Source organism: Martelella mediterranea (assembly GCF_004342225.1).
GTDB lineage: Bacteria > Pseudomonadota > Alphaproteobacteria > Rhizobiales > Rhizobiaceae > Martelella > Martelella mediterranea_B.
In genome coordinates this window covers 71,055-88,337 of record NZ_SMAR01000009.1, presented here as the reverse complement: position 1 = coordinate 88,337, position 17,283 = coordinate 71,055, and the positions used below count along the sequence as shown (strand labels likewise).

General features: G+C 53.6%; 13 protein-coding genes. 9 read left to right on the top strand and 4 right to left on the bottom strand.

The genetic code is table 11. The features are described from left to right. Window positions 1-474: 474 nt before the first annotated feature. Together EDC90_RS08250 and poxB are read left to right on the top strand one after the other, a co-directional pair. Window positions 475-3,093, top strand: a complete 2,619-nt coding sequence (locus tag EDC90_RS08250) for a bifunctional diguanylate cyclase/phosphodiesterase (protein ID WP_165972783.1) — start codon at window positions 475-477, stop codon at window positions 3,091-3,093. A 266-nt stretch (window positions 3,094-3,359) separates the two neighbouring features. After that, a complete protein-coding gene (gene poxB / locus EDC90_RS08245) occupies window positions 3,360-5,081 on the top strand; it encodes a ubiquinone-dependent pyruvate dehydrogenase (RefSeq protein ID WP_132310404.1) in 1,722 nt (573 codons plus the stop codon). A 66-nt stretch (window positions 5,082-5,147) separates the two neighbouring features. Here poxB and EDC90_RS08240 read toward each other — a convergent pair whose 3' ends face one another. After that, the gene (locus tag EDC90_RS08240) at window positions 5,148-6,473 is read right to left on the bottom strand and encodes a threonine/serine exporter family protein (protein WP_132310402.1); all 1,326 of its coding nucleotides are present in this window, start codon (window positions 6,471-6,473) and stop codon (window positions 5,148-5,150) included. A gap of 415 nt (window positions 6,474-6,888) precedes the next feature. Here EDC90_RS08240 and pstS point away from each other — a divergent pair, with 415 nt between their 5' ends. The 5 genes from pstS to EDC90_RS08215 all read left to right on the top strand — a co-directional run bounded on the left by pstS (window position 6,889) and on the right by EDC90_RS08215 (window position 11,816). Next, on the top strand, window positions 6,889-7,926 hold the full coding sequence (pstS, locus tag EDC90_RS08235; protein WP_132310400.1) for a phosphate ABC transporter substrate-binding protein PstS: 1,038 nt from the start codon (window positions 6,889-6,891) through the stop codon (window positions 7,924-7,926). A gap of 145 nt (window positions 7,927-8,071) precedes the next feature. After that, window positions 8,072-9,040 carry a phosphate ABC transporter permease subunit PstC gene (gene pstC / locus EDC90_RS08230; RefSeq protein ID WP_132310398.1) on the top strand — a complete coding sequence of 323 codons (969 nt, stop codon included), beginning with the start codon at window positions 8,072-8,074 and terminating at the stop codon, window positions 9,038-9,040. Between the two features lie 23 nt (window positions 9,041-9,063). Continuing rightward, entirely contained in the window at window positions 9,064-9,966 is a 903-nt protein-coding gene (pstA, locus tag EDC90_RS08225; RefSeq protein WP_132310396.1) for a phosphate ABC transporter permease PstA, read from the top strand. A 19-nt stretch (window positions 9,967-9,985) separates the two neighbouring features. Continuing rightward, complete coding sequence (pstB, locus tag EDC90_RS08220; protein WP_132310394.1) at window positions 9,986-10,816, top strand: phosphate ABC transporter ATP-binding protein PstB; 831 nt, start codon at window positions 9,986-9,988, stop codon at window positions 10,814-10,816. Window positions 10,817-11,138: 322 nt separating this feature from the next. Then, complete coding sequence (locus EDC90_RS08215) at window positions 11,139-11,816, top strand: hypothetical protein (RefSeq protein WP_132310392.1); 678 nt, start codon at window positions 11,139-11,141, stop codon at window positions 11,814-11,816. Between the two features lie 111 nt (window positions 11,817-11,927). On the opposite strand, the gene EDC90_RS08210 is transcribed toward EDC90_RS08215, so the two are convergent. The 3 genes from EDC90_RS08210 to EDC90_RS08200 form a co-directional block, all read right to left on the bottom strand. Further along, window positions 11,928-12,920, bottom strand: coding sequence for an MDR family oxidoreductase (locus EDC90_RS08210; RefSeq protein ID WP_132310390.1), 993 nt, complete (start codon window positions 12,918-12,920; stop codon window positions 11,928-11,930). 80 nt (window positions 12,921-13,000) lie between these two features. After that, window positions 13,001-13,930: a pseudouridine-5'-phosphate glycosidase gene (locus EDC90_RS08205; protein ID WP_165972782.1), complete on the bottom strand. Its 930-nt coding sequence runs from the start codon at window positions 13,928-13,930 to the stop codon at window positions 13,001-13,003. Further along, complete coding sequence (locus tag EDC90_RS08200) at window positions 13,911-15,047, bottom strand: carbohydrate kinase (RefSeq protein ID WP_132310386.1); 1,137 nt, start codon at window positions 15,045-15,047, stop codon at window positions 13,911-13,913. The genes EDC90_RS08205 and EDC90_RS08200 overlap by 20 nt, the downstream gene beginning before the upstream one ends. 267 nt (window positions 15,048-15,314) lie before the next feature. Here EDC90_RS08200 and EDC90_RS08195 point away from each other — a divergent pair, with 267 nt between their 5' ends. Both EDC90_RS08195 and EDC90_RS08190 read left to right on the top strand, forming a co-directional pair. Then, the gene (locus tag EDC90_RS08195) at window positions 15,315-16,529 is read left to right on the top strand and encodes an NADP-dependent isocitrate dehydrogenase (protein ID WP_132310384.1); all 1,215 of its coding nucleotides are present in this window, start codon (window positions 15,315-15,317) and stop codon (window positions 16,527-16,529) included. A gap of 135 nt (window positions 16,530-16,664) precedes the next feature. Then, window positions 16,665-17,279, top strand: coding sequence for a glutathione S-transferase family protein (locus EDC90_RS08190; protein WP_281015399.1), 615 nt, complete (start codon window positions 16,665-16,667; stop codon window positions 17,277-17,279). Window positions 17,280-17,283: the final 4 nt, after the last annotated feature.

Below are 17,283 nucleotides of genomic sequence, written 5' to 3'. Positions count from 1 at the left end.
CATCAATAGCGAGTATGATTTGAAGATGACCGCCCCCGTCAACGGGAGCGGTTTTTATCGGTGTAGCCAAGGCGACGCAAATCAAGTTGCTTTTGTGAAATGAACCATCTATCTCCGGAATCCTCCCAAAGGCCCGCGTTAAATGTGACCAAAAGCAAGCGCGAGACCACCCCTTAAAATTGCACAAAAAGATAAATCCATTTTTAATTGAGAATCCATACGGCAGTTCAAAAAATCAAAAAAAATAAATATAAATTGTTGTTATATTTAAAAATAAATTAGAAACATAAAATAAAAAACAATATTCATTAGTTAAAACAATACATTTCGTGTTGAAATTGAAATGCATTCAATTATGAATGGTTACAGGCATTATCCTGATATAAACATACGGCGCCTAAAAGAGGTGAAATGGCAAGGGAAAGTGAAACACAAGCTTTCGCTAAAAAGCGGCGCATAACACTGGGAGATGTGTTGGCACTGCTGGCCACGCTTCTCGTGATTGCTTCCGTCTATGCCGCGAACCATCAGGTACGCTCCAATTACCTTGCAAATCTCAGGCTGCAGACTGCCGAAAGGCTTTCTTTGAAAGCAACGCGTCTGACAGGTGAAATTTCAAGCTTGGTGAGTCTTGTTGAAGGCCTTGGCGCAACAGTCGCACAGGAACCCGATATCAGCGCGCAAACTTTTAATGCCCGCGCCGACGATCTCTTGCGGCACACCGATATTGTTAAAAGCCTGGCACTTGCGCGCGATCTTAAAATCCAGATTGTCTACCCTTTGGAAAAGAATGAGGATGCGCTCGGCCTCAATTACAAAGACCACCCAAACCAGCTTACCGTCATCAAGAAGGCCCTGACCACCAAATCAGCCATGGTCGATGGCCCCATTGACCTTGTTCAAGGTGGTGCAGCCCTCCTCGTCTTCGTACCGCTCTACACTTCGGACACAGCGAATGCGTGGGGCCTGATGTCCGCCATCATTGACCTCGAAAGGCTCTTCTCTGAGAGCAACTGGATCGCTGATACGAGCGATCTCACAGTTGGCGTTGCGGTTCAAAACCCCGACGGAAGCCGCGGCAGAGCCGTTTACGGCAACCCTGATGCTTTTTCTGGCCTCCCGGTAGAGCAGACGATCAGCTTTGCTGAAACGCAATGGACAATCGCGGCACGGCCGGCCAGTGGATGGAAAGAACCTACTCGCCGCATTATCGAACGGAACGTCATCATCGACGGAACCGGGCTGATTATCATTCTTGCGATCTGGGGCATTGTCTTTCTGATGCGAGAACGCGGGCGGAACCTCGATGTTCTGAAAGATCGCGAAAAGAAGCTGAAAAGCCTCTCGGAAAGAATGCGCATTGCCTTGCAAGCGTCCAAAATCGGGGTATGGGAGTTCAACGTAGAAACCCACGATATGTTCTGGGATAACCGCATGCGTGAAATCTATGAAGTACCCGACGGTGCGGATCTTCCAGACCTTAATGAATGGGCCTCCCGCCTTCACCCCGAAGATCGTGAAAGGGAGATGGAAAATATCAGTAGATCCATCGAAGACAAAAAGGACTTTCAGTCTACGTTCCGGATTATCCGCGAAGACGGTTCCGTCCGTTTTATCCGGGTTCTGGGCAGCAGCTATTTCGAACCAAACCAGGGTCAGAACCTGATCGGTGTCAACGCTGACGTGACGCAGGATATGCAACTGCAGGAGGACCTGCGGCAGAGCAACATCGAGGCAAACAGGCGTAATCAGGCACTGCAGGATGCTCACAAACGGCTGAAACACACAGCCTTGCATGATACCCTGACAGGTATCCCCAACCGTAAATTTCTCGAAGATGCCTTCGTGACGGGCTTCGAGCCGTCATCGCTGGAGCCGCCTTATGCAGCGCTTCACATCGATCTCGACCGTTTCAAGGAAATCAACGATACACTGGGCCATGCCGGTGGTGACGCGATGCTGCGTCACGTTGCCCGGATGCTGACAAGCCTGTCGGTACCGGGCGATTTTATCGCGCGCGTTGGCGGTGACGAATTTGTCATTGTCACGCACTGGGACGGTAACGATGAAGAAATGTCGCGGCGTGCAAAAGCCATCATTACGGCGCTCAGCAAGCCATTTCATTATGCGTCTCACCAATGCCGCGTCTCCGCAAGTGTCGGTATCGCCTGGTCGGACGAAGTGTCTGCCTCTGCCATGCGTGATACACTTGTTAACGCCAGCATCGCGGTGGCAGAAGCCAAAAAGGCGGGAAGAGCCCGCTCAATTATCTTCAACGCCACGCTGAAAACCGCCGCAATCAATACAAAACGCCTTGCAGATGAGATCCTGGCAGGCCTCGAAAATGATGAGTTTTTCGCATTCTATCAGCCGCAGATCACGGCAAGAAGCCATCAACTGGCAGGTGTGGAAGCGCTTGTGCGCTGGAATCATCCAGAACACGGCATACTCTCTCCAGCTGCTTTCATCACAACAGCGGAAACCATTGGTGCAATCGCACGCATTGATTCAGCTGTTCTTAAACATGCCTCACGCCAGCATCAGATCTGGCGTGAGAACAATGTCAACGTTCCGCGCATAGCTGTGAACCTCTCAGCGCAGCGACTTTCCGATGAAACACTTATAAAAGCTATTCAAGAACATAAGTTCGAACCTGGCGTCCTTAGCTTCGAGTTTGTCGAATCGATCTCCTTCGATGAACCCGATGCAAAGATCGATGAAATTGCCGAACAGATACGCGCCATGGGTATTGATATCGAGATCGATGACTTCGGTACAGGTTATGCATCGATAACCAGCCTTTTATCGCTATCGCCCAAGCGGCTGAAGGTTGATCGCCAGCTTGTCCAACCTGTGACAACGGACCCGCGCCAGCGTCGGCTTGTCGGTTCAATCGTCGAGATTGGACGCTCGCTCGGCATTGAGATTATCGCGGAAGGTGTCGAAACCATTGAACAGGTTGAGATATTGGAAAGACTGGGCTGCGATATCTTTCAGGGCTACCTGTTTTCAAAACCGATGCCAGGCGATCAACTGGCGCAATTCGCACAGGAAAAGCCCTGGCTCAGGCTCTTTCAGGATCAGCTTCATTAAGTCCGCCTCGTGATCTGAACAGCAGATCCAGTCGATCTGTCCTATAACCGCTTCAACTCACCTGCTTTCATTGCTAAGCTCTTTCGTAAGCCAGACCTTCATGCTGAACCGACCTTTAAAATCCGGCATGAAAAGCGGCGTTCTGATCTCTCGCACACAAGCCAGATGAACGAGGCTGAAGTGGGCGCGACAACAAGGTGGGATGGCAGTGAGTTTTCATTCTGCCTTGTCCGCCACTTCATTGCCAAACAGGAAAAGGCGAATCCATGGCCGAAAGCATTGCACATTACATCGCCCGCTATCTCGGAGAAGCCGGGGTCAAGCGGATATGGGGCGTTACGGGTGACTCGCTCAACGGTTTAAGCGACAGCATCGGACGCCTGAAAACGCTTGAGTGGATGGGCACCCGGCACGAGGAAGCCGCCGCATTCGCCGCCGGTGCAGAAGCACATATGACGGGCGAGCTGGCGGTTTGCGCAGGCTCATGCGGCCCCGGCAACCTCCACCTGATCAATGGCCTTTATGATTGCAACCGCAACCATACGCCAGTACTCGCTATTGCGGCTCACATTCCCTCCTCCGAGATCGGATCCGGCTATTTTCAGGAAACACATCCGCAGGAACTGTTTCGCGAATGCAGTGTATATTGCGAGCTCATTTCAACGCCTGACCAAATGCCATATATTCTGGAAGTCGCGATGCGCACGGCAATCGCCAAGAAGGGTGTCGCCGTGATCGTCCTGCCCGGTGATATCGCGCTGAAGGCCATGCCGGAAGGCACCGGAATTCGCTGGAACACACCAAAACAGCCCGCCATCCTGCCGCCGGAAAGCGAAATCGATGCATTGGCTGAACTGCTGAATGCCAGCAGCAAGACGACACTTCTTTGCGGTGCGGGTTGCGCCATGGCACGCGATGACGTGCTTGAGCTCGCCGAGGCGCTGCAGTCTCCGATTGTTCATGCATTGCGTGGCAAAGAATTTCTCGACTACGATAATAAGTTCGATGTGGGCATGACCGGACTGATCGGTTTTTCTTCCGGCTATCATGCAATGGAAAATGCCGAGACATTACTCATTCTGGGATCAGGCTTCCCCTATCGGGCATTTTATCCCGAAGACGCCAAAATTGCGCAGGTCGATATGCGACCAGAAGCAATGGGCGCACATACGCAGGTTGATCTTGGTATATTGGGTGACGTCGGCACGACCATTCGCGCGCTGCTGCCAAAGCTTAAATCGGGCAAGAGCAGTCGTTTTCTGGAAGAAGCAGTCAAACACTTCGGCAAAGCACGCGAAGGCCTGGATGCTCTGGCGACAGAAAAAAGCGCATCCGGCCAGATCCACCCACAATATGTCGCGAAATTGCTCAGTGAGAAGGCGAGTGAAGACGCCGTATTCACCTGCGATGTGGGCACGCCAACAGTCTGGGCCGCCCGCTATCTGAAGATGAATGGCAAACGCAGACTTGTGGGCTCTTTTGCTCACGGCTCCATGGCCAATGCGCTTTCTCAGGCAATTGGCGTGCAGGCGCTCGACAAGGATCGGCAGGTCGTTGCCATGTGTGGCGATGGCGGTCTGTCGATGATGATGGGGGAGATTCTCTCCGTTACCCAGATGAAACTGCCGCTGAAGATTGTTGTCTTCCACAACCGTTCGCTGGGTTTCGTCGCAATGGAGATGAAAGCGGGTGGCTACATCTCTGATTCGACGAACCTGAGCAGCCCTGACTTTGCGAAAATCGCCGAAGCTGCGGGCATGAAAGGTATTCATGTGGAAGATGCCAAGGCATTGCCGGAAGCACTGGATGACGCCTTCAACACCCCCGGTCCGGTGCTGATCGATGTCATGACCGCGAAACAGGAACTGGCCATGCCGCCGCAAATCACGATGGAGCAGGCAAAGGGCTTCAGCCTTTACATGATGCGCGCCATCTTGAATGGTCGCGGCGACGAGCTTCTCGAGCTGACACGCACCAATCTTCGCTGAGCCATCAGCAAAACCAAAGACGAATATCAGGCGGGCGCCTTGTCCAGGAGGCGCCCGTTTTTCATCTCAGCTTTCAGGGAATTCAGGACGCCTGAAAAGCGACGATACAGCCGTCAATCCTGCACCGATAGCGCCAACCGTAAAGATGACCTGCAAGCCAGCGCTGGTGGTCGCTGCAAGCATCTGGTCCGATTTATCAAGCGGCTGAACGGTAATTTCCAGAAGGCCGATGATCCAGTGCGCTGCAGCACTTCCGGGAACCATGGGAATGCAGCCAGCCACAGCAATGGCATTTCCAACACGACGGACAGGAAACGGTGTATTGTAGGAAAGCTCAACCGCCAGCGCCACTGCAACAGCAGCAGCAAATGACGCAGCTTCGAGCGGCCAGCCACGCAACATGCAGTAGGTCCGAACGGCCAGCGCAAGCGCTCCGGCAAGCGCCGCCCAACCAAGATTGCGATAGCCAAAATTGAAAAGCACGCCGAACCCGGCGGCAGCCACAGCCCCGAAAAATGCGTGATGAAGAATGTTCGGGACGGGTTTTACCGCGTCGTGAAGGCCACCGCCAAGCGCGATATGGGCACCGCCAACACCCACGGTGATAAAAACCAGAATCATCGCGACAGTTACAAAGCGCGCACTGCCGAGCGTGGGAAATCCTTCCATGATATCTGTCTGCGCGTTCATGGATGGCACACCAGGAACCAGCATAAGCACGGCAGCGCTCATGGAGGTATCAATCATGCTGCTTCCGGCAAACATTGCACCAACACCGGAAAGAAAGGCAGCAGCGAACGCCACAAAGGCTGTTACGACAAAGGGATTGTAATGACGCTCCAGCATTTGCAGACGAACATACTGACCGATCATGCTGGCAAGCAGTGTTGTCACGAATGCAGGCGCATCCGCCCCTAAAAGCCTTCCAAAAGCAGCACAGGCCAGCCCCGCCGCAAAGACATTGAGCATTCTGTGATGTTTCTCCGTGGCAAGCTGCGCCTCTGAAAGCCGCCTGCGAAGTTCTTCAAGCGATAGGCCACCTTTGCCAGCCGCCGCACAGATCTCGCGAACCTTATGGTTTACCCGCATATTGACACCATGGTGGCCGACACTTGTCATATGCGTGCTTGTGACAACGTCATCACCGAGCGTCACGGAAATCGACGCAAAGCCAACGCGAATATCAACAGTGCGCGCGCCAAGTCCGCGCGCAACCCGCTCTATACCATCCCGCACAACGGCTGACTTTGCGCCTGTCTCCATCAGTATCCTGCCAGCGTCAAGCGCTGTAAGCGCTTGCATTTCCAGTAGTCTCTGCCGTGCGACAAGCCGTTCGGCAAAATGATTATCGTCATCCGGAAAACCGGCCTGATCAGAGGTCAGTTCAGTCAATGCTCTTATCTCGCTTTGGAAAACAATCGTGAGGTATCTTCGGGAAATGCCACCCGATTACAACGATAGTCTTATCACCTGTCATGACAATGCGCGAAATCAATCAGACACTTCGCACCAGACCCGGCCGAAAAAGGCTGACGACCATCGCTGGCGACTGTCATATTCAACCTTACCTTTGCAAAGCGCATCAGCGTTGCAGCCTTGCAAAAACGCACCCAAGGTTGCAGGAAACAGCAGATCAAAACCAGTAAAACGCCTCATATGACACTTTTATGACAGTAAAGTAATATTTTTGTAAAATAAAAAGACATAAAACCGAGAAATGTGAAATTTTTACAACACTGCTATTCTTGTATCACTTTCGTTGTTATAGGGAAAACCGTTTTCAACCAAACCTCAAAAGGGCTATCTGATGAAAATCGGAACTTTCTCCACGGGCGCTAAGGTTGCCGTCGTTGCTGCCGCTATGGCCGTTACCGGCACTGTTGCTCACGCACAGGATGTTAAGCTGACCGGTTCGGGCGCATCTTTCCCCTTCCCGCTCTACTCTGCTTGGTTCAAGGATTTCAGCGAAAAGTCTGGTATCCAGGTTAACTACCAGTCCAAGGGTTCCGGTGCGGGCATCGAAGACTTCACCAACCGCGTTGTAGACTTCGCTGCATCTGACGCTGCAATGGATGACGAAGAAATCGCCAAGATCGACGGCGGCGTTGTTCTTCTGCCGATGACAGCGGGTGAAGTTGTTCTCGCTTTCAATCTTGATGGCGTTACCGACCTGAAGCTGCCGCGCGACGTTTATCCGAAGATCTTCCTCGGTGAAATCACCAAGTGGAATGACGAAGAAATCGCTGCTGCCAACGAAGGCGTCGACCTGCCTGACGAAGACATTACTGTCGTCGTTCGCTCCGACTCCTCCGGCACGAGCTTCAACTTCACGAACCACCTCGCTGCTATCTCTGACGACTTCAAGAGCACTGTCGGCGCTGGCAAGACGGTTCCGTGGCCGAAGGCTTCGAACTTCATCGCTGCTCCGGGCAACCAGGGCATCACGGCTACGATCAAGCAGACTCCCGGCGCAATCGGCTACATCGAGTATGGTTACGCTCAGCAGACCAACACGCCTTACGCCATGCTGGAAAACCAGGCTGGCAACTACGTGAAGGCTGGTGCTGACGCTGGTAAGGCTGCGCTTGCTTCGGCTGAATTCGATTCACACAACCGTGCATTCATCACAGATCCGAAGGGCGAAAATGCCTACCCGATCTCCACCTTCACCTGGCTGCTCTTCTACAAGCAGGGCCAGGACGAAGCCACTGTTAAGGCTCTGAAGGAAATGATCAACTACGGCCTGACCACCGGCCAGACGATGTCCGACAAGCTGGGCTACATCCCGCTTCCGGAAAACGTCATCGAACTCGACAAGAAGTCGATGGAAGAAATCGGCGGCTAATCGCAGCCATTGTTAATTTCTGCCGGGGCGTAAACTTTTACGCCCCGGCTTTTCTGAATTGCCTGAATTTAACTGGCGTCCCGATCGCCAGTATTTTGACGAGATCGTGCAAAGCCGATCCGATCGCCGCTAGCAGGAGCCCTTGATGGCCGACAATCAGAAAACCGTTCTGCCGGATGGCAGCGTTTCAAGACCGCCAACCGCATTTGAATATGGTTATGACAAATCCTTCAGGTTTCTGACCTTTTTCGCCGGGCTTTTGACCGTCGCACTTCTCGTTTACATTTTCTGGAAGCTTGGTGGACAGGCCGCTCCGGCCATTCGTGAATATGGTCTGCAGTTTCTGACCACCGTAGACTGGAACCCGAACAAGAATGAATACGGCATTCTTGCCGAGATCTGGGGTACACTTTACTCCTCGCTTCTGGCTCTTCTTTTCGGCGGCACTCTTGGGGTCGCTGTCGCGATCTTTCTCACGCAGGGGTTCCTCAATGCCCGCCTTGCATGGGTCTTCCGGCTGATCGTCGAGATGCTCGCCGCCATTCCTTCCGTGGTTTACGGCCTTTGGGGTATCTATGTTCTGATCCCGGCAATCCGCCCCATCGCAGGCTGGCTGCACGATAACTTCTCGTTCATTCCGTTCTTCTCAACACCGCTTGCAGGTCCGGGCATGTTCCCGGCCATGATCGTTCTCTCCATCATGATCCTGCCGACAGTCGCGGCCATCTCTCAGGATGCCTTCAAGGCCATCCCGATGAAGGTACAGGAAGCCGCCTACGGCATGGGTACGACCAAGTGGGAAGCCATTCGCAAGGTCGTCCTGCCGACCGCATCCGGCGGCATTTTCGCATCCCTGGTTCTGGGTTTTGGTCGCGCGCTCGGTGAAACAATGGCGTTGGCCATGCTGATCGGTAACTCGCAGCAGGTTACGCTTTCGCTCTTCGCCCCGGCAACGACACTGGCATCGCTTCTGGCCTCCACATTTCCGGAAGCCGGCGCAAACCAGATCGGCCCTCTCATGTATGCCGCGATCGCGCTTCTGGTGATCACGATGACAGTCAATATCATCGGCACCATTATCATGAATTACACGTCTCGCCAGACCGTGACCTGAGGCCATAAAGGGTAAGCATCAAGATGAGTATGACGGATCAAACATCGATGAACCCCGAGGCAATCGCGCTCGGCGACACAAATCTGGATTTTTCGTTTGCTGAAAAGCGAACACTGATGAATTTTGTCCAGACAATTCTCCTCTGGATACTGGCTGGCATCGCAGCCATTCCGCTGATTTCGGTTCTTTATATGCTGATCAGCCGCGGTGGCGTTCGTCTCAGCACAGCGATTTTCACAGAGCTGCCGCCTGCTCCGTTTGAACAGGGTGGCGGCATTGGTAACGCCATCGTCGGCACGCTGGTTATGGTTGCAATCGGCGCACTGATCTCGATCCCGATCGGCGTTCTGGGCGGCATCTACACTGGTCTGATCAACCCCAACGGCCGGTTTTCCGCCGCTATACGTTTCGTCGGCAAGGTTCTGACCGGGTTCCCGTCCATTCTGTCCGGCGTGTTCGTTTATGCCTGGCTTGTTGTTGTCATGGGCACCTACTCCGCCATTGCCGGTGGCGTATCGCTGGCAATCCTGATGCTGCCGACCGTTCTGCTGACATCTGAACAGGCCTTCAGAATGGTGCCGCAGCGCATGAAAGATGCCGCCTACGGTATGGGCTGCAATTCTTCTCAAGTCGCAACTAAAATTGTTTTGCCGACAGCGCTTCCAGGTGTTATGACCGGTGTAATGCTTGCGGTGGCCGGAGCCTCGGGGGAATCTGCCCCGCTTCTGTTCACAGCGCTGTTTTCGAACTACTGGATCGGGAGTTTCACAGAACCGACTGCTTCGCTGTCGATTTTGATCTATAACTTCTCAGCAATGCCCTATGAAAACCAGATCGAGCTTGCCTGGACTGCCTCACTGGTGCTGGTGCTGATCGTTCTTGTGTTCAACATCCTGAGCCGTTCCTTCGGAACACGCCGCGTGTGATTATAAAAGGTCTGAAACAATGTCTGCTACCATGGAAATGAGTAACCTTCGGGACGCCAATGCGCAGGCTGAAAGCGGCGAAGTCGCGATCGGCGCAAAGATCGAGAAGATCTTTTACGGTGATTTCCTTGCTGTTCGCGACGCTGATGTCGACATCGAAAAGGGCAAGATCACTGGCTTTATCGGTCCGTCCGGTTGCGGCAAGTCGACGGTTCTGCGCAGCCTGAACCGTATGAACGATCTGATCCCGGTTTTCCGTCTGGAAGGTCACGTACACTTCCTGGGTCAGGATGTTTACGGCAAGAACGTTGATCCGGTTGTCGTCCGTCGCCACATCGGAATGGTGTTCCAGCAGCCCAACCCGTTTTCGATGAGCATTTTTGAAAATGTTGCTTTTGGTCTGCGTCTGAACGGTTTTAAGGGTGACCTTTCCGGTCGCGTTGAAAAGGCGCTGCGACGTGCTGCACTCTGGAACGAGGTCAAGGACAAACTGAAGCAGAATGGTCTGTCGCTTTCAGGTGGTCAGCAGCAACGTCTTTGCATCGCGCGCGCCATTGCCACAGAGCCGACCGTTCTCCTGATGGATGAGCCCTGCTCTGCGCTTGATCCGATCGCAACGCGCCAGATCGAAGAACTGATGCTGGAGCTCAAGAAAGATTACACGGTTGCCATCGTCACCCACAACATGCAGCAGGCAATCCGCGTCGCTGACAAGACGGCATTCTTCTCCGTCGACATGTCACAGGGCGGCCGCACCGGTTTCCTCGTAGAAGTTGGCGAGACCAAGCAGATCTTTGAAAATCCGAAAGAAACCCTGACCAAGGAATACCTTTCCGGCGAATTCAGCTGATCACACTACCCGGTATCATTCTCTTCGGGCGGCGCTATGTTTCATAGAGCCGCCTTTTGAATATCAGGCTTCGGTTTGCGCATTATTCACGTTGTCCTATAATGCCTGACAATGGTCAGAAACTGAAAGATGGCCTGTTTCAAACAGCTTAACGCGCATGAGATCGTCAAATTCGCGTTCACAGTTAAAGTTTATGTCTTGCTGACTTCATGCTTCTGACGTTGTTTTGACACCTGAAAGATGTCAGGGCTACGGTTACGAAAACTGCAGATTTCGGAACATTTGATTTTCCGGAGCCTGAAACCGATTCTGGAAACCATTTATGTTCAAACACAGCCTCGACCTTAAAAAGATCGAAGCCAAGCTGCGAGACACGCAGCGGCAGTTTGACCGCATCAATGCTATGCTGACGATGCGCCGTGACGGTATGCCTGACACGGTGATTGAACATATGATGGAAGGCTACGCTTATATCAACGGCCTCCTGAATGACGGCGTGGACCTGCTCCATATCGGAGAATTTCACCACCTCCTGGAACTTAACCACCTGGTTCTCTGTGGTTCTGATCCGAAAGCGCGTGCAGAATTTTCAAATCACATTCTGCGTACCGAAGAGCATTTTTATGACCGCCATTACGGTGACATTGGCGGACTGGTTGACTGGTATAATCGCCATTTGAAGAAGCCCGTGCGCAAGCGCGCAGCCGGTATCTATGTGCGTGTGCTCAGTCGTCCCCAGCTCTTTATCGAAGGCAATCACCGCACCGGTGCGCTCATTATGAGCTATATCCTTTGCCGCGAGGGAAAGCCGCCATTCGTCCTGACACCGGAAAACGCGGAAGCCTATTTTAACCCTTCAACGCTGGTGCGCGATTCCCATAAGTACTCAATGGACGAACTGATCAAAATCCCGAAACTTTCTCGTTATTTCGCAAACTTCCTGAAAGAAAATGAGGATGATGGCCTCGTTGCGAAGTCTGAAGAACTGGAGCAGGCCTGACCGGCTGATCAGGCTGCCCTCATTCTTCATCGCAATGCTCGCAACGACGTGTCGTACGTTCTTTAGCTTCGAGGCCGCGAAGAAACGGACTCCGCTTCTCTACCTGACGCTCTAACCAAGTTTCAAAACGACACGGCCACGAATTTTGCCTGCAAGAATGGCTTCAGCCGCCTTCGGCAGCCGGTCAAACCCGATCTCAATCGGCGCAATTATATCAATATGCTCCGGCTGAAGCGTTTTCTGCAGAAGCCGCCAGGCGGCCTCGCGACGTTTCTTCGGCGCCATAACGGAATCCACGCCAATCAGCGCAACGGAGCGGAGGATATGCGGCATCACACTTGCAGGAAGGTCATATCCACCGGCCAGCCCACAGGCTGTAACGGCCCCGCCATAGGCCGTCTGCGCGAGAACATTTGCCAGCGTCACAGACCCCACGGTATCAACCGCCCCGATCCAGCGTTCTGCTTGCAGCGGTTTACCCGGCTCGGACAGTTCCGCCCGGTCGATAAACGATGACGCCCCCAGCGAACGAAGGTAATCATGCGTCTGGGATCGCCCCGTCGAAGCCGTGACATCGAAACCGAGCGAGCTGAGCAACGAGACTGCAAATGATCCGACGCCACCGGCAGCGCCTGTGACAAGGACCTGCCCCTGATCTGAAGCCAGCCCACCCCACGAAATCAACTGATTGACGCACAAGGCCGCCGTGTAACCTGCTGTCCCGATGGCCATTGCCTGCTTTTGAGAAAAACCTTCCGGCTGGTGCATCAGCCATTCCGGTTTCAGACGCTGGAATGTGCTGTAGGCACCCCACTCCGTCTCAGACAGGCCATGCCCGTTCGCAATGACCTGGTCTCCGGGACTAAACGCCGGATCGTCGGATTCCACCACAGTGCCAGCAACGTCGATGCCAGGCACCATGGGAAAGCGTCGGGCGATTCGCCCTTTCCCGGTCACTGCCAATCCATCTTTGTAATTCAGAGATGAATAATCGACACGCACGAGCACTGGATAATCCGGCAGATCAGAGGGCGACAGCGTTTCAAGGCTTGCCCCCTTCTGCTCTTTATCCCGAATGATCATTGCCGGAAAGTTATCGGACATGACAGACTCCGTCTTGGTTTACTGTGGCAAACCTAACGCCGCCTGTCTGCAAAACGCAATCAGCCTGAACAAACAGGGCCTCAGATTGCAGCTTTTGCCACTGCAATCTGCGCCGCCAGTTTCGCGTTGTTCTTCACAAGCGCGATATTTGCGGTGAGGCTGCGACCTTCGGACAGCTCATTAATGCGTGCCAGCAGGAATGGCGTCAGCTCCTTACGGGTAACACTCTTTTCATCCGCTTCACGCACAGCATTTTCGATCGTTCCATCGATGAATTCATGCGTCAAAGCATCTGCTTCAGGCACAGGATTGGCCACCAGAACACCAGTTCCCGTCTCCAGTCGATCGTGCGCCAGAACCATTCCCGCCAGTTCCTCCGCGCTATCAAGGCGGTGGTCAGCCGGGTATCCGCTCGAACGGGTAAAGAATGCCGGAAAATCATCACTTTGATACGCGATGACCGGAACACGCTGGGTCTCCAGATACTCCAGCGTTTTCGGAATATCGAGAATCGACTTTACACCGGCACAAACGACAGTAACCGGTGTACGGCCCAGTTCGCTCAGATCTGCAGAAATATCGAACGTGTGCTCCGCACCGCGGTGAACGCCACCGACACCACCGGTCGCAAAGACAGAAATTCCGGCCAGCGCCGCAATTTTCATCGTCGCAGAAACCGTGGTTCCAGCTGTCTGACCTTTCACAATCGCAACGGCAAGGTCGCGGCCAGACGCCTTTACGATTCCATCCTCGACCTTGGCCAGGCGCTCAATCACATCACGATCGAGACCAGCATGCAGCCGACCTTCGATGACGGCAATCGTGGCCGGCACTGCGCCATTTTCCCGAACAACCTCCTCAACAGCAAGCGCGGTCTCCAGATTTGCAGGATAGGGCATACCGTGAGTGATAATCGTCGATTCCAGCGCGACGACCGGCTTTCCGGTTTCCAGCGCAGCCTTCACTTCCTTGCTCAGAATGACTTCAATCTCAGACAATTGTATCTCCATGGTTTAAATGCGGATCGAGCCTGTGCAGATTGGCTTCGACAAAATGGGTTGAAAGCTCCGGATGAACGCTGGCAGCGCTTTCGGTCGTCATGGAACCAATGAGCGCGCCCTTGCGCACGGCATCACAAAGCTCAGCGTTTTCAAGGTAATAAAACAGGGTTCCTGCAATCATGGCATCCCCGGCCCCGGTCATATCAACGGGATTGGCCTTCACGACAGGAATGAAGCATTCATCGGTTTGCGATGCCACCACAACACCATCTGTGCCGCAGGAAAGAATGACGGCACCTGCCCCGCATCCATGCAATTTCAAGGCCGCCTCACGCATCCCGTCGATGGTGCGTGAAAACGTCTTGCCCAGCAAAGTGCTTGCTTCATCCAGATTGAGAAACAGCAAATCGATACCATCAAGGTTTTGCGGCAACCGCGTCACCTTCGGTGTCGAAACAGCATCGACGGCAAGTTCAAACCGGCCAGCTTTGCTCTTCGAGATCAATGCAGACAGCGTTTCGGCAGGCAGATTACAATCAGCAAAAACAAGCCTGGCCGATGTTACCGAAGACCAGACATTCTCCATCAGTTCCGGTGTCAGCCGATCAAAAATCGCCATGTCAGCTATGCCGAAAGCAAGGTCGCCGGAAGGCTCCAATACCGCAGCATATTCGGCTGTGCGCTCCTGCGCCAGAGAGATCACGCTGGAGACGTCGACACCACGGTCGCGCATGTATCGCAACAGATCACGGCCACTCTCATCCGCTCCAACTGCTGAAATAAAGCCCGTGCTGGCACCAAGAAGGGCCAGATTCTCTGCCACATTGCGGGCCACGCCGCCGAAACTTCGCATGCCCTCAACCGGGTTGGAAGTGCCTGCGATCAGCGGCGAACGGGCAAGGTATTTACGATCAATAACGGCGCCGCCCAGCACCATCACCCGGTCTTCCCGCGGCAGCACATAGCCACGGCCAAGAATATAACCTTTTTCCGTCAGCTTCACGATATACGCTGCGATAGCAGACCTCGAAAGCCCCAGCTGATCCGCCATTTCCTGCTGACCAACAAACGGATTTTCACGGATCATGTTGAGAACCGAAGTTTCCGGACCACTCAATTCAGACATATTGCACTCCCGATGAGCCCGCATCATAACAAATGTTTTAAAAATAACAATTGTTACACAAATTGGAGTGTCCAATATCAAAGCCGGCGTCATGGACAGGAAACGCAAAAGAACCGGAGCTGGCAAAATTCAAACGGACAGGCTTGTCTTTTACTAAAGTTTCGCATCCGAATGCCTTTTTTCCCCGGCATCGCAATGCTATAGCGCTCCAGACTTCTTGAAAACGCAAGGTGCCGGAAACCGGCTCACTTCAGACGAGGATGGAAAATGACGAAGATCAAGGTGGCAAACCCGGTCGTCGATCTCGACGGCGACGAAATGACCCGCATCATCTGGCAGTTCATCAAGGAAAAGCTGATTTTTCCTTATCTCGATCTCCCGATCGAATACTATGACCTGTCGGTTCAGAACCGCGATGCTACCGATGATCAGGTGACCGTTGACGCTGCGAATGCCATCAAAAAGCACGGCGTTGGCATCAAATGCGCAACCATCACGCCGGATGAAGGCCGTGTTGAAGAATTCGGCCTGAAGAAAATGTGGCGTTCGCCCAATGGCACGATCCGCAACATTCTCGGTGGCGTGATCTTCCGCGAGCCGATTATCATGCAGAACGTTCCGCGCCTGGTTCCAGGCTGGACGCAGCCGATCATCGTTGGCCGTCATGCCTTCGGTGACCAGTATCGCGCGACCGACTTCAAGTTCCCGGGTAAGGGCAAGCTTTCGATCAAATTCGTCGGCGAAGACGGAACAGAAATCGAGCATGACGTTTACGACGCACCGTCTTCCGGTGTCGCGATGGCGATGTATAACCGTGACGACTCGATCCGTGATTTCGCGCGCGCTTCTTTCAACTACGCTCTGCAGCGTGGTGTTCCATGCTACCTGTCGACGAAGAACACAATCCTGAAGGTCTATGACGGACGCTTCAAGGATCTGTTCCAGGAAGTTTTCGACGCAGAATTCAAAGATCAGTTTGAAGCCAAGAAAATCTGGTACGAACACCGCCTGATCGACGATATGGTTGCCTCCGCCCTGAAGTGGTCCGGCGGCTACGTCTGGGCCTGCAAGAACTACGATGGCGACGTTCAGTCTGATATCGTTGCGCAGGGCTTTGGGTCGCTCGGCCTGATGACTTCGGTTCTGATGACACCGGACGGCAAGACGGTCGAGGCAGAGGCCGCGCACGGCACAGTGACGCGCCATTACCGGCAGCACCAAAAGGGTCAGGAAACCTCGACCAACTCGATCGCTTCGATCTTCGCATGGACACGCGGCCTGGCCCACCGTGCCAAGCTGGACGATAACAAGGAACTGGCAGAATTCGCAGACAAGCTGGAAACCGTTTGCATTGAGACCGTTGAATCCGGTCACATGACCAAGGATCTGGCGCTGCTGATCGGCCCCGATCAGCCATGGCTTTCGACCACGGCATTCCTCGATAAGATCGACGAAAATCTGCAGAAGGCAATGGCAGCCTGATTGATCTGAAAGATGCACTTCGAAAAACCCGGCCTCCCGCCGGGTTTTTTGTTGCTGCGACCGAAATCAGCTTCCAGCACAAGCAAAATGGCGCTAAAAGAACATATCAGGAACACACTTGAGGAGGAACACCCGTTGACCAAGATTGATTTCTACACCAACCCGCAATCACGTGGCCGCATCGTACGCTGGATGCTGGAGGAGACTGCCCTTCCCTACGAAACGCACATTCTGACCTATGATGGAACTATGAAGGACGCGGCGTACAGAGCCATCAATCCAATGGGCAAGGTTCCTGCAATCTCGCACAACGGCAAGATCGTCACCGAATGTGCTGCTATCTGCGCCTATCTTGCCGAGGTCATGCCCGATGCAGTTCTGGCACCGACCAGTGAGGAACGCGCCGACTATTATCGCTGGATGTTCTTTGCCGCCGGTCCGCTGGAATCTGCGGCAGTGAACCGGGCTCTTGGCTTCACCGTGCCCGAAGAACGCGAACGGATGGTGGGATACGGACACTTCAACCTGGTGCTGGATACACTAGAAAAGGCGCTTTCCGACAAGGACTACCTGACAGGATCACGCTTTACAGCCGCTGATGTTTATGTCGGCTCGCAGATCATCTGGGGGCTCCAGTTCGGAACTCTGGACGAGCGCCCGGGTTTCAAAGCTTATGCAGAGCGTCTGGCCGCTCGGCCTGCCTATGCCGAAGCCAACAGGCTTGATGACGAAGCTGCTGCCGCGATGTGAAATC